The organism is Bacillus sp. FSL W7-1034, from assembly GCF_038593365.1.
Lineage (GTDB): Bacteria > Bacillota > Bacilli > Bacillales > Bacillaceae > Bacillus > Bacillus altitudinis.
In genome coordinates this window covers 832187-856611 of record NZ_CP151989.1, presented here as the reverse complement: position 1 = coordinate 856611, position 24425 = coordinate 832187, and the positions used below count along the sequence as shown (strand labels likewise).

The following is a 24425-nucleotide window of genomic DNA, read 5'->3' as shown; positions in this document are numbered from 1 at the left end:
AAAACAACCCAGCAAGCGATTCGTGCTTGCCGGTTATTTGACTCCACGTTATTTAAATAACTGCGTTAACACTCGGTCTTGTTCTTTTGAGCTTGTCTCTTGTTCCATGACATTTGATTCTTGAATTAAGTAATGCGGCCTCTTTTTCGTTTCATAGTAAATCCGGCCAATGTATTCTCCGATCACACCTAGACTCAAGAGCTGGACACCACCGAGGAAAAGCACAGCTGAGATTAAAGTGAAATAACCCGGTACCATGATGCCCGTTCTGACGATTTGAATAAAGGTCGCCACGATGTAAATCAAAGAGAGAAATAAGATCAAAATACCCGTATAAAAACAAATACGCAGCGGGCGGTTGTTAAAGGAAATGACACCATCAATCCCGTAGTTAAATAATTTCTTTAGTGACCATTTTGTATCACCATGCTGTCTTTCCACATTTTCATAATAGATGACCTTTTCTTCAAAGCCAATCCAGCAAAAAAGGCCTTTTGAAAAACGATTTCCCTCTTTTAGCTGAAGCAATGCGTCGATCGCTTGACGGGAAATTAAGCGGAAATCTCCTACACCATCACGCAAGTCCACTTCAACCACCTTGTTCATCACTTTATAATACATCGATGATAGGTAAGAACGAAGCTTGCTGTCCCCTTTACGGTTTCGTTTGGCAATGACTTGATGATAACCTTCTTCGTAGCCTCTAACAAAATCCTGAATCAAATACGTTGGGTGCTGCAGGTCGGCGTCCATAATGATCGCAGCTTCCCCTTTTGCATGCTCAAGACCTGCTAAAATTGCAGCTTCTTTCCCAAAGTTACGAGAAAAGGAAATGTATTTGACTTTTGCACTTTTGTGAGAGAGCTCTCTCATGTATTGAAGCGTATTGTCTTTGCTTCCATCATTCACAAAGATGATTTCAAAGTCATAATGAAAATCGCGAAACTCTTCCTCGAGTGCCTCAAAGATTCGTCTGATGTTTTCACCTTCATTGTAAGAAGGAATTATAACAGAGAGCAGTTCCCGTTCCATATCGCACCTTCTCTTCACTTTTTTCACATAGTCTGTTATGTTCATTATTCCTTTTTTGTCAGAAAACGAAACCCTTTTTTATTATCCATAAATTTCATGTATCCTTAATCGTTACATTATATCAAAGTTTTATTTCCAGTGATTTTCACCAACATGAATTTAATGTAATTTTAAATTTATCCATTGTAAAAAGCCTGTAATTTTGATCACAGACTGGGTATTGTTTCATAAAATTGTTTGGTCAATTATATATTTTCCTGTTTATTGAAAAAGATGAGTGGAAGTGAAAAGGGCAACCCTTTTAATGCAGCAGCCCTTTGTCGTTTTGTTGCAGATGCTCGTTTGCCTTCGATTGTTTATTTTGAAATAAATGCAGCTGAGCGCCGTAGCTTTCGATCCATTCTCGGACAATCCGTTCAGTCGTTTCTTGTCCTTTATACTTGCGGCCAGCCTTTGCATAGGTTGTTTCAAAATCACTCCAAAGGAGCTCTACCCATGTACGTGCTTCTTCATATGTGAGCATATTGTTTTTTTCCATTAGTTGTTCGGTTAATCGCTCAAAATATTGTTCCATACTGGTTCCTCCTTCATCTAGCAGAAAGTGCCTTTTTAAAAAAATCTCTTTTTTCATATACTACCCTTACGTCTTCAAAAGACGCAAATGATTTGTATTGTTTGGAGGGAATCAGTATGCGTAATAAAGCAAAGGGCTTTCCAAATCAAGTGAATCACAAGTTTGAAGGCGAACCAGGGGCCACAGATGCTTATGCGTCTAAAAGGCCGAACGGTGAGACGAATACACGTCCACAGGAACGTATGAGGGCATCAGGGAAACGCTAATTTTTCCAAAGGGAGTGCTTGAGATATGAGTTCAAATGGGAAATCGTATATGGAAGACTTTGTTCAATTAAGAACAACCGCTTACCCTCAACCATGGGCGAATGCTAAACATTCTGCCTCTCAGGTCAACGGAGAAACGCAGCAAACGCAGCACGACATCGTACTTCAGAACAACGTCCGTAAACAACGTTCGAAGTAAAGAAAAGGACTGATCTCTAACGATCAGTCCTTCAGATTGTTGACAAAGGGCTAAAATGAACTTGATTTTAGCCCTTTGTCTTCTTTTCAGCGTGATAGAAAACCTTTGCAGTCTAGGAAGGACGAGTACTGGCGCGGAGCGAATTTGACATTCGTGAGCACCAGCACGCAGGACTGACAAAGAATGCGAGGGTTTGTCTACACGCTGAAGGACTGATCTCTAGGGATCAGTCCTTTTGCGTAAGCATTGAAATCGGCAGAGCATCTTCTTTATTTGGCGCTGAAACTCTGTAGCCCCAAGCAAAAACACCATTTAAATACTCCACATAAAACTGCTCGTCTGTATCTTTGATGTGATAAGTCGTTTTGGTCTGAATAGCAGCTGGATCTAATAAATAGGCTTTCGCCATGTCAATTTTCCGCTCCAACACGGCATATTCATTCACAATGCCTAGCTGCTCAGCTTTTCTTGCTTTTTCAGAAAGAGCGGCAATCTCCTGCTTTAATTCGTATTCTGTCATTTCACTATAGCGTTTTTCCATCTGTCATTCCCCTTTGTCTAAAACGTGATCAATTGTATCAAGATCAAATCCTTTTCGGTAAAGGAATTGCTTCACTTTCATTTTCTTCTCAAATGATCCGTCATAACCTACCTTGCGTTTTGCCTTCTCAAGCATATAGTGAAGGGCTTCTTCTTCCTTTTCCTCTTCTTGTCCATCATAGGCTTCTTGAAGGGCTTTATCAATGATATCAAATGAAAATCCTTTTCGCTGAAGCTGCAATTTGATACGCTGTTCAATTTCTTTTGCGGACCGGTTTTTCTCTTTCTTAACCAGCTTTAGCACTTGTTTCACTGCTTCCTCTAGCTGCAAATCATTCGGATATTGCGATAGTGCTTGTTCGATGGTGTCATCGTCTATGCCTTTCAGCTTTAATTCTTTTTTTAGCACTGACGGGCCTTTGCTATTCGTTTTTCGGTGGGTGCTTACATACGCTTCTGCAAATTCAAGATCATTTACATACTTATAATGTTTTAATTTGTGTATAATTTCACTAATAGCAGGTGCTGGTATGTCTTTTTTCGTCAAATAATCGGTGACTTCTTTCACTGATCTCATCCGATACGATAAATAATCGACGGCCTGCTGAAATCCTTTTTTTACTGCATCACCGAATTGAATCTCTATGATATCGGCTTCGTCCAGCTCTTTTCCCTTTTTCAAATCATGCTGGACGAGCACATCTAGATCAACGCTAAAAGCGTACTTTTCATCAAGAAAGATGTTCACGCGTTCTGTATTGTTTTTCTGAGCAGAGATTTTCGTAATATAGGGCATCCTGTGATCACTCCTTTTTTCAAACAGTCAGGATGTTTCTTCTGATTCAAAATCGTGAAAGATATAGGTATGTATATGAGAGGAGAAGATGTCAATTGAATATCGCCATTACCGGAGGAACCGGGTTTATCGGCCAGCATGTCACAAAGGTGCTCGCAGCTGAAGGACATCATCTATATATTTTAACAAGAAATCCAAAGGAATCCGAACAAAATCATTTACACTATGTGCAGTGGCTGACAGATGGTGCTAAGCCTGAACATGAATTGCCTGCGATTGATGTATGGATTAACCTTGCTGGAAAATCCATTTTCACACGCTGGACGGACAAAGCAAAAAAAGGCATTCTCTCCAGCCGTATTCAATCCACACAAGAAGTGAGACGCATTATAGAAGCGCAGGAATCGAAACCATCTGTACTCATTCAAGCAAGTGCTGTCGGTATCTACGGCACTTCTAAGACAGAGGATTTTACGGAGGAGGCCCCTCCAGCCGATACAGACTTTTTAAGTCATACGTCAAAACTTTGGGAAGCTGAAGGGCAAAAAATTGAGGCGCTCGGTATTCGCACAGTTTATACACGCTTTGGGGTAGTGCTAGGAGAAAAAGGCACACTTCCTCTTATGACCTTGCCATACAAGCTGTTTGCCGGTGGAACGATTGGCTCTGGCTCGCAATGGGTATCTTGGGTTCACGTGGAGGATGTAGCACATCTCATTGCGTATGCCATTCAACATGAACACATATCAGGTCCACTCAATGTCACGTCTCCAAATCCTGTTCAAATGAAGCAGCTGGGGCAAACTATTGCATCTATCCTTCATCGCCCTCACTGGCTGAAGGTGCCGTCCTTTGTCATCAAAACCGCACTTGGCGACATGTCATTGCTTGTATTAGAAGGCCAACGTGCTCTGCCGAAAAAGGCACTGCTGTCTTCTTATGAATTTTTACACCCTGAGCTAAAAGAAGCGATTTTGCATTCAGAGGAATAAATTTTGTCAAAAACACCCATCCTATTAAAAATGAGATGAGGGGGCGATTTTGATGAAGAAAAAAGAACACCAGCCGACTTCAAAACTGAAGAAAACCCAGGAAGTTCTGTATCAGCAGGAATTCAAAAAAGCGGAAAGAGCAGCAGAAAAAAGAAACAAATAAAACGGATATTCCTCTTTTACAAGCACATAACTAAAGTGATCTTGTAAAGGAGGGAAAAGCTTTGAAAAAAGACCAACACAAAAAATCCAACCACCAGCTTGCGGCACAAGAGACGGATGGCGAATATGTTGAATTTTCCAAAGAACTTGCAGATCCGAATGACGTAAAAGCGATGGCACGTATGAAAGCAGCCGATCAGCGTGCCAAAAAACAATAAGTAAAAAAAAACAGACCCTATCAAAAGGTCTGTTTTTATTTGATTTCAGTTAGCAGGCTTGATGCCTTCTGACGTGACTTTTCCTCAGGCACCTCTTCTGGATAACCGATGTGAAGAATCGCGGCAAAGCGTTCGTTTTCCTTTAATCCCATATCCTGTTGAAACCCTTTGTCGTATAAAATACGGCCGCTCTTCCATACCATACCGATTCCTTGATCCCAAGCCAGCAGCTGGAAGTTTTGAATGAGCGCACTCACAGCGGCAAAATCATCATTTCTCACAACTGGATTTTCGTCTTCTTTTAGAACAACAAGTAAAAGTGCTGGTACTTTAGAAAAATAATCTCTGTACTGATTGATCTTTTCTTCTTTTGCGTCTGGATTGTTGCGTTTAAAGAAAGCAATAAACCGCTCAACAAATACCTCTTTTGCTTCATCCGTCACTGCATATAAAAAACGCCAAGGTTCCGTGATTTTATGATTGGGTGCATAGACTGCGTCCTCTAATAATGGCTGAAGCTGTTCAATGCTCACCGGCGTTTCTTTGAATTTTCGAATCGATCGTCTATATCTGACAGCGTCTCGAACCGTTAACGCTTCTGTTTGTTGTTTTGTTTCTGGCATATATGTCATCCTTTCAATCAACCTTAATTGAAATTGATTCTCATTCACATTATAAACATGATCATGTGCTGTTTGCAAATAAGACCTCACCTCTCTGCTAAAAAGTTGTTTGCCTTTTTCAAGTAATGTTACAATCATATTACGTTTTAAACAAATTTTGAGAAAAAAGCCAAGATGATGAAATGATTTCAGGTATTTCCACTTTGTCTCATACGGCTATTTTTTCAAAAAGCTTTCAACCCATGATTGGAAGGGAGGCTTCTGGATGGAATGAAAATCAATATTGGGCAAATCATCAAACTCTATCGTTATAAACAAAATATGACCCAATCGGAGTTGGCAGAAGGAATTTGTTCTGTCTCTCATTTAAGTAAAATTGAAAATGGCTCAAAAGAGGCCAATCAAGATACGATCAATCTTTTGCTTGAACGGCTTGGAATTAGTCAAGAAACGCTGTCTCAAAAGGCGCGTCATCTGTTGTCATTGCTCGATGAGTTTCAGATGAACATGTATTTCTATGCGCTCGATCAAGCAGAGCAAAATGCAGAAATGATCATTCATCACGAGGAACAGTTCTTTTCGCTAGATTTAGGGATTCAGTATCATTTGTCCTTATTTCAATTTTATTTATTAACAGAAAAACAGCAGCTTGCCTTAAAAACGCACCGCGTGCTTAAGAAGTTTGAAAAAACCTTTATTGACACAGAAAAAGAAACGTTTGAATATCTAGATGGCATCCACCAGATTAAAATCGGTCAGCTCGAAGAAGGATTGAAAAGACTTGAAAGCTGCTTTTCTTACGCTTCTGTTGAACAGAGCGACCTGTATTATCACTATGCAAAAGCACTTGGAGCCATGGGACATCTCGGTGATGCGCTTGAGGCCACACATCAAGCAATGGATTTGTATAGACAAAAAAATAATTTCAAGCGGGTCATTCATTGTACACTCATTCATGGGGTCATCTCACTGGAATTAAAGGCCTTTCAAACAGCTAAAAGATATTTAAAAGAAGTGATTTTACACACATCGCTTCACCCTGATGCTTATATTAAGATGACAGCTTATTTTTATTACGGGGTTCTCTTAAAACGCCAAGGCGATTTCTCATCCGCTGTGCCTTATTTACTAGATTCACTCAATTATTTTAATCAAGAACAGATAGAAGATCGTTACTGTGAAACGCTTTATGAAATCGCGACATTGTATGCGGAATATGATCGCAAAAAGGCGCTTCCATACATACACGAGCTGCTCAAACAGCCTCGTATTCAACCAAACTGTTTATATATGATTAAAATCTATAAATTGATGATTGAAGAGAATCCTCATGATTTGAAAACTTATTTAGTAGAAGCAGCGATTCCTTACTTTGAACACAATCAGCTCCACAATGAGTACTTGTTTGCTCTTAGAACCTTGCTTTCCTATGCGGCTTCTGAGCTTGATAAGCGTGCATATATGTCTTACACAACGAAGCTGCTTGATCACTTAGCATCATATATCCCGTATTATAAAAAAGCATGACCTTCTGCCGATCGAAGGTCATGCTTTTTCTATGATTAGATGGTCTTTTGTTGATCTGTATCGGGACGGGTGACTTGTTCGACAGAATGAATGTACCGTTTTCTCGCAAAATAATCGTAAGCATGCTGCCCAAAGCCAAGCCAAATGCTGAGTACAATGAATGGGACCGTTCCCCATAATGCAGGGATGTGACAAGCCATTCTCAGCCACGTATAAATCCCTGAGTTTTTTTGATTTTTCGCTAAGGAAATAGACACGATTCGTTTCTCTGCCTTCTCTTCACTAATTTTATTCAGTCTCAGCAGCTGTGAGTGTCTAAATGATTCAAAGTGAATTCGGTTTTTCCAATCGAGTGATTTCAACAGGTCAATCGCTTTAGCACATGAAGGACTTTGTCCGTCATAAAACACAAGCAGTCTGAGTGATTTGATGGAACGCTGTTCTCTTTTCTTTGATTCAGCGAGCTTCTTTTTTTCTTGATCGAGATAGATGATTTTTTTCATAAATTGATCGCCAGCCCTTTTCCTTCATTTATTTTTTTAGTTCGTTCAAAGGAGATTACAACTAGATTACTATAGTTGCTGGGCCTCTTGTATTGGGAAAAAGCCATCCGACGTGCGTTATATGAGCCTTTAGATAAGGGCAAAATAGCTGATTTCATGGCATATATGAGGTTTTTCAACTAAAAGTGGTTGGGAAAATCGTGATGCTTTGCGGTTTTCTGCGGTATTTGATAGAATTCTGCGGTTTTTCTACATCTTTATGCGGTGTTTTGTAGGTAAAACGCAAAAACAAGATAAAAAAAGACTACTTCCCATTGCGGCGAAGTAGTCTTTTGGTTTATATTTTTGCCAAAACTTCTACTATTTCTTTCTCAATATCTTTCCATAAGTAACGATCTGTCGTATAGTGATGTGCGGCTTCTTTCGCAAACACTTTAAATGCTTCCTCAAAATCGGGTGCATCTTTATCCGGCTTTTTCTCGTCGACAAAGCGCTGAGCTTCTGCTGAGCGAGGTCCCCATTTCCCCACTTCTTTCCCTTCCTGATCAATGATGACGATAATCGGAATCGATCTTGCGGTCCCGTTCGTTAAATACTGATCCATCAGGTCTAGGTGCTCGTCCCGAATGAAATAGCGCGCATCAATCAGTGCTTCATTTGCAATACGCATGAAAATAGGTACATTAACCATCGCATCACCGCACCAATCTGCCGTGATCACAAGCGCTCTGAGCTTTTTCTTTTGAAGTTTTTGAAGCAGCTCTTTTTCCTTTTGATGAATTGCGTACTGGTTATACACCGTGAGTAAGTTTTCACGGTTTTTCTCCATGTTGTGTACATATGTACGTTCAGCTAATCCCTTTGTAAACCATTCATTTAGTGTCATGTGAACATCCCCCTTACCCTTCAACTTTACCACTTTTGCTATTCTTTTGTCTAAAAAAACCTTCACCTAGTGAAAGGTAAAGGTTCTTTGGACTTATGGACGCCGTTTTCGATTTGGGTCCATTCCTATCAGCTTAGTGACGAGCACCATTGTGACAGGCAGTGATGTATTCTTTTTATACGCTAAATATTTTCCGCGCCATTCTGGTTTATATTTCTGTTTAAACGACCGTAAACCGCTGAAACTATACATATATCTGACGTTATTGAAGATGACACTCGCCAAACGTTCTGTCAGAAAGGACTGGTGGAACGTGCCTACATTCGATAATGGCGCCATTCCCATGTTAAAGGATGTGTAGCCTTTTTCTTTCGCCCATTGAAACAGGTGGATAAAGAGTGCATCCATCATCCCGTTCGGTGCATCATGCATATGACGCATGAGGTCGATGGATATCTCTCCTTTTTGATACATCGGCATTAAGGACACAAAAGATATGATCTGCCCTTGTTCATCCTTTAAAATCGCAATCGGTGCTTTTTGAAGGTAGTCTTCATGGAAATAGCCTAATGAAAATCCTTTTTCTTTTTTCTTGCCCAGCCAGCTGTCAGAGATTTGTTTTAAGGTTGAGATCAATTCCTCTGAAAAGGGCGGCTCCAGCATTTCAAACGTATAGCCTTCTCGTTCAAATTTATTTGCGACAGCCCGTAAGTTTGATTTTTTCTTTCCTGACAAAGAGAACGTTTCTAAATCGACCATGGCTTCTTCCCCAAGCTTAAAGAAGTGAAAACCTAGGTCATGATAAAGCGCCATTCCTTCACGTTCTACTTGATAAAAAGCGACACGATAGCCTGCTTTTTCTGTCTGCTCCAAAAATTCTTCCAGTACAAGCGGATAAGAGGCTCTACGCCCAGAAGGATCTCCAAGCACAATTACGCAACGGCCAATCCGGCCAAACTGAAGCATCGCCTCCCCATCACTTGAGAAAAACAATTTTTTGTCTCCCAAAAAACCTAGATGACTAAGAGCATTTCCTCCCTTTTCTTCGAGAAAAGTTTTTAATTTTTCTTCATCGGCTTCTTCGCCGATTGGAACTGCTTTTTTATTAAAAATCAATTTGCTAATGAAAAAGAAAAGAGGGACGCCAATTAAAGCAATCATACTGGTCATCGTGATATGCCGTTCATTATGAACCAAATAGTCCTTGCTTAGAAAATGTCCAATTTTCATCCAAATGAAGTTCCCAATGACATTATAGTTAAACAACACGAGTAAATATCCGGCGGCGGCGGCCACAAACTGATTCAAAGAATAAGGCGCCTGCTGCTTCACAAATTGATTTCGAAGCGAGAAAAATACCACCATGATGACCGGCAATATAAAGATCAAACTCAGGTTAAACCCTTTTAGTAAAGTAAACACAAAGCCGCCTGCTAGGGCAATCATTGTCAATAGATAAGACCGCTTCGTTCTTTTATACACTTCAATGGACAAAATCATTAAAATGATCCCGAACATTAAAGAAAGACCATTAAATCCTGATAACAAAAAGCGTGGAATGGTTGTAATCACACCTAAACGATCAACAGGAAGCACAACGGAAGCCATAATGAGCAAACCGCTTCCAAACGTTAAAATGGACAAAGATCCGTACAATAAACGGATGAGCAAAGCTCGGTGCAACACAATTAAGACGTTTGTTGTTTCAATAGCAGGCGCCATTCTCGGATTGCCCTCAAGACGCCTGAGTGTTGTTCCAGTTAAATCGTATGCCGCTAGACAAAGTCCAAGAATAAACGGGAAAATGGAGTAAACGAAGCGGTACAATACAAGCGCTGTCAGCACCATCTCTTTATCAAACCCAATGTATTGCATACTGAGTAAAAAGATCAGATCAAACGAACCAAATCCGCCCGGAACCATACTGATTAAACCGCCGATTGACGCAATCGCAAAGACGCCTAATACAATACGGACATCAACGTTCATCCCCATAGAGACAACAGCCATGTACATGACAAGACCAGCTGCCAGCCACTCTAAAAACGATGCACCAATATAAGCATAGATCGGGTGCTTCAGTCCGTTTTCACCGCTCTCAATCGAGCTTTTTCGAATGGACGCCATGATGATGTAAATGGGCACAATACAAGCAAAAATAATGACAAATGCCCATAACCACGGCTCCTGACTAATAATACTTTCAACAGGCAGGACCCTAACTAAAATCAAATCACTGAAAATAGATAAGCCCAGCAGAACAGAGGATGTTAAAAGGGCAATGCCTTTCAACAGTTTTTTCGTATCTGTTATGTATTCCTTGTATAGAAGCGTTCTAAGCCCTGCTCCTGATAAACCACCGAAACCAAGCACACTATTAAAGGAGTTGGCGATCCAAGAAATTCGGATCGTTTTCCAGCCGCTGATAGGCATATTAAGGCTTTTTCTTAAAATAAAATCATATAAGGACATGGATAAAACAGCGACAAGTCCAAGAAAGACAAGAATAAACAAGTCCATTCGATTCAAGCTGTCAATAATATAAAACGTCTTTTTAATGGAAAGGCCGCTCAGCTCCTGCTTGGCGACAAAAATTAAGACAAGGATGATCACGATCGGAAAGAGCATTTTTAAGATCGTCATACCCGTTTTTTTGTTCCACATGTTTTTCCCAACTTTCTAAGTTGCTTCATTAATTTCAACTGACCATTATTATACAACAAATACCACTTAATTCATGCAGTTTAACATTCAAAAGCTTCATGATACTTTCAATTAGAAGTAAAAATCAGTAATATAAAGAAAAGAGCCGCTTAAAGGAAGTGAACAAGCGTGGAATATAATATTCATGACACCACCGTACTAAAAGAGGAAATCCTATCTCCTGAGGAAAAAAAGACATGGGTGCTGTATATGAAAGTGCTCACTGCTGCAGGACTTGGAGATGTTTCTGAATGGATGAAGCTGGATATGAGTATGCCTCAAATGAAGGTGCTCATGCTGCTCAATAACCATGGCTCTCTTAAGGTGTCCGAAATTGCTGAAAAAATGGGGGCTTCTTTGTCCAATATGACAGGGCTGCTTGATCGGTTAGAACAATCGAACTTTGTGGAACGAAAGCATTCTGAGCGTGACCGTCGAATCATTGTCGTAGAATTGACAGAGGAAGCGAAAAATATTTTCAGAAGTATTTATCAAAAAGGGCATGAAAAAATTAAAAATTCCCTGCAACGGCTCAATGACGAAGAAAAAGAAAAAGTCAATGAAGGTCTAGCTATTTTAGAAAAAGCACTTCGTCCCGAACGTGGATAAAAAAGAAAAAAAGACGGTCACTTGAGGTCCGTCTTTTTTAATTCTTCTTTTCCTTGTTTATCTGGGGTGAAAAGATATTGACGAATGACTTCCCGGTCATCCCACAAGAGATAACCTAAACCGATAATGAGAAAAATGATGCTGATCCACATACCGCCTGGGAGTATATCTTCCAGTTCCTCGATCGTTCTTTCTGGGCCTACATTTCCACCATAACGAATCTCAAACAAAACGAATTTTGCTATATAAAACAATGCCGCCGTGCAGATAAACATAGCGCCGACAATTCTTCTACTTGACATGTGTTGACTCCTTTACTTCCACTGATTTCTTTTGATTAATTCCGTGATATGGGCAAGATGATGCTGTGAATGCCAGACGTACATTCCTGTTGCATTATATAAGGACACCGTTTGTTGATCGGCTGGATGGTAATATGCAGCGTTGAAATCTTCCTCTGTCATCTCGCGAAGTAATGTGACCCACCTGCGATGCAGACTGCTGATTAACGGCAGTGATAGACTGATAGACGCCTTACTGTCAGGAAGTGAAGCAAATGCCTCCTGATCATATGGACGTATGTGCGGTGTTTCTTCTGTCAGCGCAAGTTTAAATCGCAAGTAGGCGTTCAGATGGCTGTCCGCTACGTGGTGAATGAGCTGACGAACGGTCCATCCCCCTGGCCGATAGGGGGTATCCAGCTGATCATTTGTCAATGGGACAACTGCCTCTTCATACTTTTGAGGAATGAGTGCCAACTCATCAATCCATGCCTCCACCTGCTTTTTCGTTTGTTGGTCCACCGGTTCGTATAAGCCAATCGGATATTGTAATGATGTCATCTGCTGCCCCTCCTTAAAATCCTTCTAGAACAAATTTACCTATCATCTTCCCTTGCTCAAGTGTTTGATGTGCCTGCTTCAAATTGGCGGCATTGATGGGGCTGAGCACCTTTGTTAATGTATGTTTTAACTTCTTCTCTTCAAATAATGTACTTGCTTCTTTTAAAAGCTCGTGCTGCTTCATCATATCCGAGGTTTTGTACATCGGCCGTGTGAACATGAATTCCCATACAAATGCAGCACTTTTATTTTTGAGTAATTGAATGTCTAAATGGTGCTGATTTTCAACAATGGTACAGATCGTCCCTTGAGGTTTAATCGCTTCTGCCATCCCTTTGAAATGGCCATCTGTATCATTTAAGCATAAAATGTAATCCACTTCGCCAATCCCTTTTTCCTGAAGCTGCGCTAAGAGCGGCTGGTGATGGTCAATGATATGATCAGCCCCTAATGAGAGACACCATTCATTTGTTTCAGGTCTTGATGCAGTGGCGATCACAGTCGCCTTTGCTAATTTGGCGAGTTGAATGGCGATAGAGCCCACTCCGCCTGCTCCACCGATGATCAGCAAGGTCGAACCTTCTGCATTCCGCTTCATATGCATTCGGTCGAATAGCGCTTCATATGCCGTAATTGTTGTAAGAGGCATGGCAGCTGCTTCGGCAAAAGAGAGATTTGCAGGCTTTTTCGCCACAATTCTCTCATCCACAAGCTGGTATTCACTATTTGAGCCTTGTCGCGTGATATCTCCTGCGTAATAGACATGGTCACCCGGCTGAAACAACGTACACGCTTCGCCCACTTCCACCACCGTACCGCTTGCATCGTAGCCAAGAATTTTCAATTCATCTTCTTTCTGATTCTTCGGTGACCTCACTTTTGTATCCACTGGATTCACCGACACAGCCTCTACTTTCACCAAAATATCCCTGCCAGCTGCTTTGGGCTTTGCCACCTCCTGATCGATCAAGCTTTGTTCATGCTCAATTGGCAAATACTCAAATAATCCAACTGCTTTCACTCGCTCGCACTCCCTTTCTCCATGCTTCTTTTCCACATTTTATCATACATTTCTGATGCTGATGGATCAGTCAGCAAGCGATTGCACATTTAGGATTTCTTCAAAGCCCTTCGTTCCCTCACGATGTAAGAAGGACGAGCCTTTTGTAAAGAGAGGACATAGGTGAACCAGCCGCTCGATTTAAAAAAGTACTGAACATAATAAAACTGAATGTGCTGCAAGAAAACGACGATGAACAGAAAAATTGTGAATAATAACGTCACAATGTCTCCCTGCATCCATCCACTGATCAATAACATCACAAAACCGAGCATCATGAGCTGTTCGAGCCTCTGCATGATCTGGACAACGAGATGTCCCCGTTTGGTTAGGTCACCTGATTGACGCTTTCGAATGTTTCTTGATTTATAAAACCATACGATACTTGTCACTAGATGATGAATGATAAAAAGAGCGATCATGACCATAAATAAAGGAGTTGATTTAAAAAGGTCTTTTATAATGAATGGGATCACCAAAAAATAAAATGCGGTAAATGCGTGTCTACCTGATAAGAGAAATAGTTGTTTTTCTATGTATCGCTGCATGTGTCTCACCTCTATATGTAGTACGTCTCATTTGTCATAAGGTTCCTTCTGCCTATCAAAAAAGGATGCCCTGAAAAAGGCATCCTTCATGAATCAAGCTTAAAATGCAGCACTCAGTACGACAGGGCCTTGCGGAAGCTTGTTATCCTTTTTTGGTTCAAGGGTGACAGCCACAGTATCCCATGATTCGTTTGCTTCTTTTTCAGATAACGCATAGGTGACGGTGCCCTCCCCTTTGCTATCTGTTTTAAAGGCACCGGCCGGAACGGGCTGATCTCCTTTAATGAGCCATACTTGATAAACAGCTGATGAATCAAGCTGGCCTTTTAATCCGTCGGCACTCACTACAAGCTCTTTTTTGCCGTGATGCTCAATCACTGAAAAAGCACCCGTTGTTTTTGCCGATTCGGCAGATGCCAGTGATTTTGTCGCAACAACTTTGACAGGTTGTTCTGCTTGATCTGTTCCATTTGTTAAGAAGTACACGTTCCCAGCTGCAGAAATGAGAAGTAGTGCGGCAACGAGAGGCAAAAGCCATTGATTTTTCTTCTTCATTGGCGGTTTCGTCTCATTTGCATCACGAACTATTTTGAGATCTTGAGGCGGGTTCGATTTTGCAGCGATTGTTGTCTCTCGTATCTCTTCTTCAAATACTCTTGATAAAATGCGGTCTTTCATCCCTGCCGGAGGCGTTTCGTCCTCTGCTAGAAACGGAATATCAGACATGAGCGATGTCAGTTCTTCAAGCTCTTCTTTGCAATCCGAGCAATGTTTGATGTGTTCTTCAAATTGCGTCTTTTCTTCTCCTTGTAAATGCCCGTTAAAGTAATCAATGACTTGATGTTTACACTGAGTCATGCCTCTTCCTCCTTTCCTCCGCGAGACAGTTTCGTTCGTAAATGCTTCAATGACAATCGAACTCTTCCCTTCACCGTTCCAATAGGGATGCCTAGTTTTTCCGCAATGCTCTTTTGTGTCATTCCTTTAAAATAGACATCTTCGATGATGGTTTGCTGTTCTTTCGACAATGTTGATACTGCTTCACGTATGATTTGTTTTTCTTCGTTCCATTCTACTTCTTTTGACACATCTTCTTGATGATCTGCCAAGTATTCAATATGCTCATCTTCAAGAGCTGTTTCATTTCGGTGTTTCCTTAATAGATCGATTGCCGTGTTTCGTGACATCATAAATAACCATGAGGAAAATTTCCCTTTATCTGTATTGTATTCTCCTATGCCGCGCCAAAGCTTGATAAAGACTTCTTGAAGCACTTCCTCCGCCAGCTCACGGTTTCCAGTCATTTTATAAATAAACGAATATAACACACGTTCATAGCGATCGTACAATAATTCAAGCGAGGGCTTATGTCGATCATGTTTGATCTTGTGATACAGCTCAAAATCCTTCAGTGTGTCCATGGTCATCTCCTTCCTTTTTCATGAGAAAGAGCATTATGCATTCATCATGAAATCTTCACGTATGGCTCATCACTCAAATTGCTGAGATAAGCCTCCTTTGTACTTTACTCTTTTTTCAAGGAGAAAAAAAGAGCGCTGAAAAAGGAAATGTGTTCCTCATGAGAATGTACTTACTCAACGGATGGATTGACCATTTGGATCACTCGCCTCAAGGAAAGTCAAGAATCCATGTGTTTCATTCACTGTTCAGTTGATTTTAGCAAACTCTCGTCAGGCTCTCAATTTATATCAGGTAGAACGCATCCTTTCATCATGTCATAATAGAACGAAACTGGAGAACTGGAGTGTCCGAAAATGATTGTAACGATTGTTCTTTTTTTATTAGCTGGTCTGGCTGAAATAGGTGGCGGTTATCTTGTCTGGCTGTGGCTGCGTGAAGCAAAACCCGTCAGCTACGGAATCGCAGGTAGCCTCATCTTGGTCGCTTACGGCGTCATCCCTACATTCCAGCAGTTCCCGACCTTTGGGCGGGTTTATGCGGCCTATGGCGGTGTTTTTGTCGTTCTCGCTGTGTTTTGGGGCTGGTGGGTCGATCGCAAAACCCCTGATTTCTATGACTGGATGGGTGCTTTGATCTGTTTAGCTGGTGTCAGTGTGATGTTATTTGCCCCCCGCAGTTAATGGTCGGATGATGATCACACGCTAAAAAGCCGGCAATATACCGGCTTTTCCTCTTTTACATTCTAAATTGTGTTTCATACAAACGCCGGTACATCCCGTCCATTTCCAGCAGGTCTTCATGCCTGCCTTGCTCCTTGATGCCCTCTTTTGTTAAAACCACAATCCGATCAGCATGCTGGATGGTCGCTAGGCGATGCGCAATAATAAACGTGGTTCGTCCTTCAGATAGTTCTTCAAGTGAGCCCTGAATAAAGGATTCTGTCTCCGTATCCAGAGAAGATGTGGCTTCATCTAAAATAAAAATTGGCGGATTTTTAAGGAAAATACGTGCAATAGAGATACGCTGTTTTTGTCCGCCAGATAACATCATTCCGCGTTCACCGATGATCGTATCAAGCCCATTTGGCAAGCTATTTACAAGATCCTTCAGTTGGGCTTTCTCCACTGCCTGCCACACTTCTTCATCAGATGCATCGAGTTTTCCGTATAAAATGTTTTCTCGAATGGTCCCATGGAATAAATAAATATCTTGCTGGACGACACCAATTTGTCTCCGCAGCGAAGGCAGTGTCATCTTTCTTGTCTCTATGCCATCAATTGTAATGGTACCCTCCTGCCATTCGTAAAAACGTGGCAGCAAACTGCAAAGCGTCGATTTCCCAGCACCAGAGGGACCTACGACCGCAATGGTCTCTCCTTGTTTCACCTCAAGATTGATGTCATGAAGAACCGGTTTGTCTGATTCATATTGAAAAGACACGTGCTCAAAAACGATATCCCCTTTTAACTGATCAACTTCAATGGCATCATCCGCATCCTTTTCATCTGGCGATTGATCGATGAGTGATGCAAATCGTTTAAAGCCCGCTGCACCTTTTGGATACATTTCAATGACTGCATTGATTTGTTGAATGGGTCCTAAGAAGATGCCTGTTAATAGTACAAATGACACAAATTCCCCATACGTCATATTTTTTTGCAACACAAACCATGCGCCGCATACAAGGCCAAACACTGTCACACTCTTAATAAGAAAATGACTGACAGCGGTATGCACAGCCATCATTTGATATGTGGTTAGCTTTGTCTTTCTAAATTGCTCGTTATGTTCAATAAATCGGTCCATTTCATGTGATTCATTTCCGAATGCTTTCACAACCCGTATGCCACTAATATTGTTTTCCACACGTGAATGGAATTGACCAATACTCGAGAACATTTTATCAAAAGCAGCAGACATTTTTTTCGTAAAGTAGACGGATAATCCGATCAAGAATGGAACGACAATAAATGTGAGAACTGCCAGCTGCCAATTAATCGACAGCATCAAGCCAAAGGCACCCGTGAGTGTCATGATAGCGATAAATAAATCCTCCGGGCCATGATGCGCAATTTCACCAATATCCATTAAATCATTTGTCATACGGGACACGAGTTTTCCCGTTTTCTTTTTGTCAAAGAAGCGAAAGGACATTCTTTGCACATGAGAAAATAGCTGATTCCTCATATCCGTTTCTATATTAATGCCTAATTTGTGCCCAAAATAGGTCACGACATAATGCATCGTAGAACTGATCACGTATAAAACGAGGAGCAGAATGCCCCAAAACCAAATGGCATCCCAATCACCATTTGGCAGCAAATCGTCCATCACTTTACTGATGGCAAGGGGAAAGGATAATTCGAGTAAGGCTGCCAGTACCGCACAGGAAAAATCTAATATAAACAGCCCCATATATGGTTTGTAGTATGAGAAGAAACGCTTTAACAATTGACAGACCTCCTACCGATCAGACATTTCTGTCAATATGTCAGCAAACTCTTCCGCTTGATTGGCTACTGCAATCGGATCGTAAGGCCAGAAGAACTCTGTATCCATTTGATAGGTCTGCTCTTTTTTGACAGATTCTAGACTCTTCCAAATAGAATTGTTTTTATCAAATGTTCCGCCGTTGCTTTCATCAATGAAAATGTAATCTCCTGCATATTCAGGAAGGGTTTCATAAGAAATGACTTCATACCCTGTCTTACTTTTTAAAATCGTATCTCTGACCTGTTTTGGCGGGTTTACCTGTAATTGCTGATATAATGCCTGCCCGCCTCGATAAATTCCGTTACCATATACATAGACATCATTTTTAAAAGCGCCCATGATCGAGACCGTTTCATTCTCTTTTAAAGCAGACTTCACTTTTTTCCTAGCAGCCTCGATTCGTTGATCGAAGGCGGTGAGGAATGCTTTTCCTTCCTCTTCTTTATTTAAAATTTTTGCCAGCGTCGTCAATTCTTCATGTGCATCTTTGAAAGAACCGTAAGGATACACGATGGTAGGCGCTATTTTTTTGTACACATCATAGACTTTTTCATCCTGTACTGCTGTGATAATCAGATCAGGCTTTAAGCTAAGTGCTTTTTCAGCTGAACGCTCGTCACTGATGTCCTCTATTCCTTTTATCTTGTCCTTTAAGTGTACGTTCTTTAAATCCTGCGTGGTCGATCCCACAGGCTGAACGTCAAGTGCAATCACACTCCCTAAATATCCATCTACGAGAATTCGTTTAGGTTCAGCTGGAATCTCTATCTTTCCTTTCACTGTTTCAACCGTTTTCGTTTCTTGCTTTGATTCTGCTGTTTTGGCTTGTTCTTTATTGCCACAAGCCGTCAATATCATTAGAAGAATGACAGCACATATCCAATACGTCTTTTTCATCTCCATATTCCTCCTTCATTTTCACCACTACAAATGAGAATAGTTATCAATTACTAGTCTCATGTATTCTATCAACCTCACCCATAGTGGTCTATGGAGGATTCTCGCAACTTACATATGGACAATTGTTGGATAGGCTGGCTGTGTCAATTGAGAGACAAACCGGTCCATCAAAAGAAGTGCACGCTCTCCTTCATCAAATCGAAACTCCTCCAGTTTTACTGGATAAAAGGTACCATTTTTCACAGCCGATAATTGACGAAGAACATCACTTTCTTCCATTCGCTTGTCCATTTGCTTATACCACCCATATTGGTCAGAGACAATAAAAAACATATGATCCGCCTCGTATTCTCCAAGTCTCTCTAAAGGAATGACTGTATGTTGATTAGGAAGAAGAACTTCTTCTAATATGGCTTTTGGAGGTTTTAAGCCAAGCGTTTCGTAAAGATAGAAGGCCCCTCTTGCCTCATAGGACCACATATACACTTTGTCATGTCCTCTCATTTCATAGATTGCAACGGTCTCGCCTTTTTCTCTAAAGGAAGACAGGGTGTTTCTTGCCTGTTGACTATGCTGTTCAAATCGCTTCACCCAATCGTTTGCCTCATTTTCTCTTCCTAAAAGGCGTCCTATAGACAGTACCTCTTGTACAGCATGATGACCGACGTATGGCAGAACAAGAACTGGTGCGATTTGCTCCAACCGCTTGATCAATGCAGGTTTTGAATAATAATAGTTAGGGACGATGATGACATCTAATTGAAGTGATTTAAAGACGTCATCAGGCGTATGTTCATTTATGACGAGCGAACCGGCCAGTTGTTCTTTCAGTATATCTGAATGGAGATAGGTTTCTTCGTCAATACAAACAGGCTCAATGCCTATTGCAACCAATGACCCGACAAATTGAAAAGCAGCAATACGCTCTGGTCTTCGGTTCATTCGAAACTGACTGGGCGTTCTCCCTGTTTTTTGACGGAACTTCCTGCTGAAATATAAACTGTCTGCATACCCGACTTGCCGTGCTATGATTTGAATTTGATCGTCTGTTTGCAGAAGACGTTTTTTGGCTTCGTCTATTCGAATTTGTGTAATGTATTCTGTCACACTCATCCCCATACTTTGTTTGAAAAAGGTAGAAAAGTAACTCTCATGAAACCCCATCTTATGAGCTAAGTCTTTTCTTGTTAGTTTTTGATCATAATGCTCAGCCATATACTGCAAGATCATGTTAATCGAATAATGCACTTTTTCGTTGTATGGCTTGGATTGTTTGCGGAAAATGAACATGATTTCTTCCAGCCATTTCGCCTGTTCTTGTATGATTTGGCTCGTCTGTATTTGTTTGATGTAAGAAAAAAGGACGGCAGAGCCTTTCACCACTTCCCCGTTATCAGGGAGATTATCGTGATTCACCTTATAGACCAATTCATTTTGTGCATCTTGTGCCAGAGTGAATTGGTCAAATGTGACAGTATAGATCACCACTTGCTCGCTCGATAAAGATTGAACCATGACATCTATTCCTGAGCGGATCAACACACTGTCTTTGGCGTTTAGCTCATATCGAATTCCTTCCATGTCAAGTCTCACCGCACCGTCCGTAGTCAAGAACATCAGTGAAGATGTTTGCCATGAGTCCGTTTGTTTCACAGAAAGAGATCGTTTACTGCTTTCTTTCATGCGAAGAATTGTATGAGTATAGGCGGTCATTTTCTCTTTCTCCTTCCATATAAAAAAGTGCTAAAATAAACCATTTTAGCACTTCAATGTCTGACTGAATGGTGATTATCGCGCTCCAGCCGTTTGTAATTCTTTGTTTTTCTCTTTAAAGCGTTCATTATGTGAAGACACGTACGCTACTTTTTCTGCTTCTGGTTCGATGTATAGCTTTGCGCTATTGAGTGCATTGACTCCATCAACAAACGTACCGGCAATTAAACGCACTTTACTTTTATGTGTGCATAAGTCGCCAACTGCATAGACACCAGGTAAATTGGTTTCCATCTTTTCATTGACCTCGATGAGTCCCCACTCACCTTGCTTGAGTCCCCATTCTGATAGAACACTTAAATCACCTTTCATGCCATGGTTGACGATGACAGCATCGGTTTCGATTCGTTCGATGTCGCCTGTTTCTAAGTGCTGAATGGTGACGGCTTCAATTTTGTCACCTTGACCATGAAGCTCTGTGAGTTCATGCGGTGTGAGAATGCGAGCACTAGATGCTTTCATGTTGGCGACGTTTTTTTCATGTCCGCCAAACATATCACGACGATGCACAACGGTCACACTTTCAGCAATTGGAACGAGGGCATTTGCCCAATCAACAGCTGAATCTCCGCCTCCAGAGATGACCACCCGCTTCCCTGCAAACGTCTTTAGTTCCTGTACGGTGTAATAAAGATTTGTTACTTCATAACGGTCTGCATGCTCGATTTCAAGTTTTCGCTGAACTGGTATTCCGTGACCCATGGCTAAGATGAGGGTCTTTGTCAAATGACGATCGCCATTTTCAGCCGTCAGCAGGATATGACCATTCTCATCCCGCTCGAATTGCGTGATTTTTTGATTCAACGCAATCTCTGGTTCAAATGTTTTCGCCTGCGTTTCTAGCTGCTGAATCAGTTGTTCACCTCTTGTTGGTGGCAAACCACCCACATCCCATATGACTTTTTCAGGATAGAGGAGGATTTTTCCGCCAAGGCTTTCGTTATACTCCAGTACCTTCGTCTTTAAATCCCGCATCCCGCTATAAAAGGCAGTGTACATTCCTGCTGGACCGCCGCCAATAATGGTGACGTCAAACAATTCAAGCTGATCTGTCATTTGAGTCCCTCCGTTTTTTCATCGATTGATCTATTTATAAGTGATATTGATTCTCATTATCATATGTACCTATTGTAGTCTACTCTGGTGAAGGGAATCAATAGCTTTCTGCAAAAAAAGAACAGGACGAGCGCTTTCTCGTCCTGTCATCCATCACACAATCGTTAATCCAAGGTCCTTTAATTCCAGCGAAACAAGCCTTGCAATCGCATCTGCTCCTTCTTTTGTAAAGTGCGTGCGATCCTCTATGCCTGTTGACAGCATAAAGTAAGAAGTCGTTTTCTCTATGCCGGAAATTTGATAAAACTGAAGGCTTGCCGTATTTAAATCTACAAGAAGGACTTCTTCTTCATCAGCTAGTTCTTTCATCGCGGCACAGTAATCAGGGAAATCATTGATATATTCTCCGTCTTTTTCATGAAAGCGGCCGACTGGCGTTAATAAAAGCGGTGTAGCTCCTTTCGCTCTTGCTCCGTGAATATATTGAGACAAATAGCTTTTATACGTTGTGAAAGGATCTGTATGCCGTTCGGGCTTCTCCGTTGAAGCATCATTGTGCCCCATTTGTGTAAACAGCCAGTCCCCAGGCTGAATGTCAGCCAATATTTTATCAAGCCGTCCTTCTTCAATGAATGTTTTTGAGCTTCTTCCACCGATTGCGCGGTTGTCGACGCTCACACCCTGCGCTGTGTAGCGATGTAAAAACTCTCCCCATCCTCCTTGAACAGGACGATCTGGATAAGATGAAACGGTTGAATCACCAGCTAAATAGATGGTTGTCATGTTCATACGCCCCCTTTTTCATATAGCCACTCTAATAAGCGATGCGGACATCCAAGTGGCTGCTGAAAAGATATGAAACAATCAGCATCGCTACTTCATTCATTCTCTTTTGAATGATCAAAACCCTGCTTACCGGTAGATGTGAATACGTTAAATATGCGGCGGAAGTTCTACTTTTGTCTCAACGGCTTGCTTTAACGCCTGAAGCATATAGCCAATTCCTTTATATGGAGCCAGCGGATAAATCGCTGTCTGATGAGGAAGTAATAACGGATCGATTACCTTTCGATATTTCTTTCCACCTAGTATCACTAATTCATCATATGCAGTGAGATGTTTTTCATGAAATTGCTGACTTAGTGCTTCTCTTGTTATCTGATCAGTATGCGGTGTACCAAAAGCCACATCATAATTTTCATGAATAATATCATCTGCCTTTAAGAATCCATGCTTCGCTGAAATGATTAGGTAGTCTGAAAAGAACGTTCGGGCATAGCTTTTCGTACGCTGATGCAGCGGACTTAAATAAACGAGGTTCGCCGGCTGGCTCCCTGCCTCTGGATGGACGTCCCACATTTTCTTCGCCCCACATGGAATGATACAAACTCGCTTCACTTGATTTTCTCCTTCCTTCGTTGATACATCCGATACAACATACAACCTAGCGCTGTGCCAAGTGTATTTAAGAGAATATCATCAATATCGCTGCTTCTTGTAATCATACCAGATTGCGAGAATATCCATTGAAGCACTTCAATTATTGTTGACAAGAAAAAGCCAGCAAGAATCGCCTTTTGCGAGCGCAAGGTTCGGAATGCTTGATAAAGAAAAAAACCAAGTGGCACAAATAACAAAATGTTCCCTGCCAAATTTAAAAAAACAAGATTGGGATAGCCATGATGATAGGCATGGAGATTTTGATAAATGGACTGCAAAGGCATGAGGTTGACACTCACCTGATCCCTTGGTGCGGAAAAACGATTAGGAAAGACCGTCAAATATAATAAAACATTTGTATACATAAACAGACAGGCAAGAACGATTTCAGTTCGTAAATAGATAAATCGTTTTTGTTTTTTCGCCTGTCTGTATCTCATATGTAAATAGAGCGGGACGAGCAAGAGAAAATAAGTCATGGAAAACATCGCACTGAATGTCATACGGAGAGCTGCCCCTTTCTCACATCATGCTTGACCATATTTACAGCTTATTCAGGCTTGCCCGCATCTATTCATCACTTATTCTCCTATTCAATGACGAGAAACCCATATTGACAAATCGTCATTTTTCCGCTAAACTGACTGACATTCAGTCATTTTAAGGTCGGTGATCCTGTGTCAAAACGAGAAAAAATTATGCTTGCTGCGATTGATGCCTTTAAAGAGAAGGGAATTGAAAAGACGACCATATCGGATATTGTGAAAACAGCAGGAGTAGCGCAAGGAACTTTTTATTTATATTTTCCTTCAAAGCTGTCTGTCATGCCTGCCATCGCTGAACATCTGATCGCACAGATGGTGCCTGCGATCGAAAAGGAATTAACTCAGCATGCAGATGTCCTCGATCAAGCAGATGCGCTTGTTGAATTCATTTTCGCTTTTACAAGGCAATACCGTGATGTCCTTGCCCTCACCTACTCAGGCTTAGCTGCCACCGAGCATTTAAAGGAATGGGAAGATATTTATGAGCCGATTTACAAATGGGTCGCTGCTTTTTTAGAAAAAGCTAAGCGGGACAAAAGAGTCCGTGCGAATCTGAACTGTCAATATGCAGCCAAATTCATTATCGGTTTACTTGAATCATCAGCTGAGCAAATGTACTTATTTACAGAAACAGATACAGAAGAGGTTCTGATTCAAAAGCAAGAGGTCAAGCAATTCCTTCTTTACGCACTCGGCATAGAGACACCTTAACTTAG

General features: G+C 41.2%; 30 protein-coding genes. 9 read left to right on the top strand and 21 right to left on the bottom strand.

Annotation, left to right across the window (positions count from 1 at the left end):
• Window positions 1-48: 48 nt before the first annotated feature.
• Window positions 49-1032 (bottom strand): glycosyltransferase family 2 protein, encoded by a 984-nt coding sequence (locus tag NST73_RS04245; RefSeq protein ID WP_008341983.1) that lies wholly within the window; start codon window positions 1030-1032, stop codon window positions 49-51.
• A 301-nt stretch (window positions 1033-1333) separates the two neighbouring features.
• Window positions 1334-1606 carry a YfhJ family protein gene (locus NST73_RS04240; RefSeq protein ID WP_017366871.1) on the bottom strand — a complete coding sequence of 91 codons (273 nt, stop codon included), beginning with the start codon at window positions 1604-1606 and terminating at the stop codon, window positions 1334-1336.
• Window positions 1607-1722: 116 nt separating this feature from the next.
• Between NST73_RS04240 and NST73_RS04235 the strand changes: the two genes are divergently transcribed.
• Both NST73_RS04235 and NST73_RS04230 read left to right on the top strand, forming a co-directional pair.
• Window positions 1723-1872, top strand: a complete 150-nt coding sequence (locus tag NST73_RS04235; protein WP_003217849.1) for a small, acid-soluble spore protein K — start codon at window positions 1723-1725, stop codon at window positions 1870-1872.
• 25 nt (window positions 1873-1897) lie between these two features.
• Window positions 1898-2071 carry a YpzG family protein gene (locus NST73_RS04230; RefSeq protein ID WP_003217811.1) on the top strand — a complete coding sequence of 58 codons (174 nt, stop codon included), beginning with the start codon at window positions 1898-1900 and terminating at the stop codon, window positions 2069-2071.
• A gap of 226 nt (window positions 2072-2297) precedes the next feature.
• Here NST73_RS04230 and NST73_RS04225 read toward each other — a convergent pair whose 3' ends face one another.
• Together NST73_RS04225 and recX are read right to left on the bottom strand one after the other, a co-directional pair.
• A complete protein-coding gene (locus NST73_RS04225; RefSeq protein ID WP_008341991.1) occupies window positions 2298-2612 on the bottom strand; it encodes a YfhH family protein in 315 nt (104 codons plus the stop codon).
• A 3-nt stretch (window positions 2613-2615) separates the two neighbouring features.
• Window positions 2616-3407, bottom strand: a complete 792-nt coding sequence (gene recX / locus NST73_RS04220) for a recombination regulator RecX (protein ID WP_017358838.1) — start codon at window positions 3405-3407, stop codon at window positions 2616-2618.
• Window positions 3408-3502: 95 nt separating this feature from the next.
• Here recX and NST73_RS04215 point away from each other — a divergent pair, with 95 nt between their 5' ends.
• The 3 genes from NST73_RS04215 to NST73_RS04205 all read left to right on the top strand — a co-directional run bounded on the left by NST73_RS04215 (window position 3503) and on the right by NST73_RS04205 (window position 4779).
• Window positions 3503-4399, top strand: coding sequence for a TIGR01777 family oxidoreductase (locus tag NST73_RS04215; protein WP_342499412.1), 897 nt, complete (start codon window positions 3503-3505; stop codon window positions 4397-4399).
• Between the two features lie 52 nt (window positions 4400-4451).
• Window positions 4452-4562: a YfhE family protein gene (locus tag NST73_RS04210; RefSeq protein WP_017358836.1), complete on the top strand. Its 111-nt coding sequence runs from the start codon at window positions 4452-4454 to the stop codon at window positions 4560-4562.
• Window positions 4563-4623: 61 nt separating this feature from the next.
• Complete coding sequence (locus NST73_RS04205; RefSeq protein WP_008341997.1) at window positions 4624-4779, top strand: YfhD family protein; 156 nt, start codon at window positions 4624-4626, stop codon at window positions 4777-4779.
• Between the two features lie 35 nt (window positions 4780-4814).
• Here NST73_RS04205 and NST73_RS04200 read toward each other — a convergent pair whose 3' ends face one another.
• Window positions 4815-5402 (bottom strand): nitroreductase, encoded by a 588-nt coding sequence (locus tag NST73_RS04200; RefSeq protein ID WP_024720283.1) that lies wholly within the window; start codon window positions 5400-5402, stop codon window positions 4815-4817.
• A 270-nt stretch (window positions 5403-5672) separates the two neighbouring features.
• On the opposite strand from NST73_RS04200, the gene NST73_RS04195 reads away from it, so the two are divergent.
• Window positions 5673-6929, top strand: a complete 1257-nt coding sequence (locus NST73_RS04195) for a transcriptional regulator (RefSeq protein WP_008341668.1) — start codon at window positions 5673-5675, stop codon at window positions 6927-6929.
• Between the two features lie 35 nt (window positions 6930-6964).
• On the opposite strand, the gene NST73_RS04190 is transcribed toward NST73_RS04195, so the two are convergent.
• The 3 genes from NST73_RS04190 to mprF form a co-directional block, all read right to left on the bottom strand.
• Window positions 6965-7432: a DUF393 domain-containing protein gene (locus NST73_RS04190; RefSeq protein ID WP_007496690.1), complete on the bottom strand. Its 468-nt coding sequence runs from the start codon at window positions 7430-7432 to the stop codon at window positions 6965-6967.
• 337 nt (window positions 7433-7769) lie between these two features.
• Window positions 7770-8318, bottom strand: a complete 549-nt coding sequence (locus NST73_RS04185) for a thioredoxin family protein (RefSeq protein ID WP_035703746.1) — start codon at window positions 8316-8318, stop codon at window positions 7770-7772.
• A 93-nt stretch (window positions 8319-8411) separates the two neighbouring features.
• A complete protein-coding gene (gene mprF / locus NST73_RS04180; protein ID WP_144680196.1) occupies window positions 8412-10982 on the bottom strand; it encodes a bifunctional lysylphosphatidylglycerol flippase/synthetase MprF in 2571 nt (856 codons plus the stop codon).
• A gap of 168 nt (window positions 10983-11150) precedes the next feature.
• Here mprF and NST73_RS04175 point away from each other — a divergent pair, with 168 nt between their 5' ends.
• Window positions 11151-11630: a MarR family transcriptional regulator gene (locus NST73_RS04175; RefSeq protein ID WP_008341672.1), complete on the top strand. Its 480-nt coding sequence runs from the start codon at window positions 11151-11153 to the stop codon at window positions 11628-11630.
• A 17-nt stretch (window positions 11631-11647) separates the two neighbouring features.
• Here the strand turns inward: NST73_RS04175 and NST73_RS04170 are convergent, their stop codons facing one another.
• The 6 genes from NST73_RS04170 to NST73_RS04145 all read right to left on the bottom strand — a co-directional run bounded on the left by NST73_RS04170 (window position 11648) and on the right by NST73_RS04145 (window position 15501).
• Window positions 11648-11932 carry a hypothetical protein gene (locus tag NST73_RS04170; RefSeq protein ID WP_144680199.1) on the bottom strand — a complete coding sequence of 95 codons (285 nt, stop codon included), beginning with the start codon at window positions 11930-11932 and terminating at the stop codon, window positions 11648-11650.
• 12 nt (window positions 11933-11944) lie between these two features.
• Complete coding sequence (locus NST73_RS04165) at window positions 11945-12472, bottom strand: YfiT family bacillithiol transferase (protein WP_144680201.1); 528 nt, start codon at window positions 12470-12472, stop codon at window positions 11945-11947.
• A 13-nt stretch (window positions 12473-12485) separates the two neighbouring features.
• Window positions 12486-13493 (bottom strand): zinc-binding alcohol dehydrogenase family protein, encoded by a 1008-nt coding sequence (locus NST73_RS04160; RefSeq protein ID WP_096881144.1) that lies wholly within the window; start codon window positions 13491-13493, stop codon window positions 12486-12488.
• An 89-nt stretch (window positions 13494-13582) separates the two neighbouring features.
• On the bottom strand, window positions 13583-14080 hold the full coding sequence (locus NST73_RS04155; protein ID WP_144680203.1) for a hypothetical protein: 498 nt from the start codon (window positions 14078-14080) through the stop codon (window positions 13583-13585).
• Between the two features lie 99 nt (window positions 14081-14179).
• Window positions 14180-14938 carry an anti-sigma factor gene (locus NST73_RS04150; protein ID WP_268373721.1) on the bottom strand — a complete coding sequence of 253 codons (759 nt, stop codon included), beginning with the start codon at window positions 14936-14938 and terminating at the stop codon, window positions 14180-14182.
• Window positions 14935-15501, bottom strand: a complete 567-nt coding sequence (locus NST73_RS04145; protein WP_017358828.1) for a sigma-70 family RNA polymerase sigma factor — start codon at window positions 15499-15501, stop codon at window positions 14935-14937. The genes NST73_RS04150 and NST73_RS04145 overlap by 4 nt, the downstream gene beginning before the upstream one ends.
• A gap of 354 nt (window positions 15502-15855) precedes the next feature.
• Here NST73_RS04145 and NST73_RS04140 point away from each other — a divergent pair, with 354 nt between their 5' ends.
• Complete coding sequence (locus NST73_RS04140; RefSeq protein ID WP_017358827.1) at window positions 15856-16182, top strand: YnfA family protein; 327 nt, start codon at window positions 15856-15858, stop codon at window positions 16180-16182.
• A gap of 55 nt (window positions 16183-16237) precedes the next feature.
• On the opposite strand, the gene NST73_RS04135 is transcribed toward NST73_RS04140, so the two are convergent.
• From NST73_RS04135 to NST73_RS04105, 7 genes are all read right to left on the bottom strand, one after another.
• Window positions 16238-17953 carry an ABC transporter ATP-binding protein gene (locus tag NST73_RS04135; RefSeq protein WP_041090731.1) on the bottom strand — a complete coding sequence of 572 codons (1716 nt, stop codon included), beginning with the start codon at window positions 17951-17953 and terminating at the stop codon, window positions 16238-16240.
• A gap of 12 nt (window positions 17954-17965) precedes the next feature.
• Window positions 17966-18892 (bottom strand): ABC transporter substrate-binding protein, encoded by a 927-nt coding sequence (locus NST73_RS04130; protein WP_024720274.1) that lies wholly within the window; start codon window positions 18890-18892, stop codon window positions 17966-17968.
• A 111-nt stretch (window positions 18893-19003) separates the two neighbouring features.
• Window positions 19004-20608, bottom strand: a complete 1605-nt coding sequence (locus tag NST73_RS04125) for an AraC family transcriptional regulator (protein WP_342499411.1) — start codon at window positions 20606-20608, stop codon at window positions 19004-19006.
• Between the two features lie 75 nt (window positions 20609-20683).
• On the bottom strand, window positions 20684-21724 hold the full coding sequence (locus NST73_RS04120; RefSeq protein ID WP_024720272.1) for an NAD(P)/FAD-dependent oxidoreductase: 1041 nt from the start codon (window positions 21722-21724) through the stop codon (window positions 20684-20686).
• 153 nt (window positions 21725-21877) lie between these two features.
• A complete protein-coding gene (locus NST73_RS04115) occupies window positions 21878-22507 on the bottom strand; it encodes a rhamnogalacturonan acetylesterase (protein WP_039167979.1) in 630 nt (209 codons plus the stop codon).
• Window positions 22508-22657: 150 nt separating this feature from the next.
• A complete protein-coding gene (locus tag NST73_RS04110; RefSeq protein WP_024720270.1) occupies window positions 22658-23122 on the bottom strand; it encodes a DUF6884 domain-containing protein in 465 nt (154 codons plus the stop codon).
• Entirely contained in the window at window positions 23119-23667 is a 549-nt protein-coding gene (locus NST73_RS04105; RefSeq protein ID WP_144680207.1) for a VanZ family protein, read from the bottom strand. Before NST73_RS04105 ends, NST73_RS04110 begins: the two co-directional genes overlap by 4 nt.
• A 174-nt stretch (window positions 23668-23841) precedes the next feature.
• Here NST73_RS04105 and NST73_RS04100 point away from each other — a divergent pair, with 174 nt between their 5' ends.
• Window positions 23842-24420: a TetR family transcriptional regulator gene (locus NST73_RS04100; protein ID WP_144668014.1), complete on the top strand. Its 579-nt coding sequence runs from the start codon at window positions 23842-23844 to the stop codon at window positions 24418-24420.
• Window positions 24421-24425 lie beyond the last annotated feature (5 nt).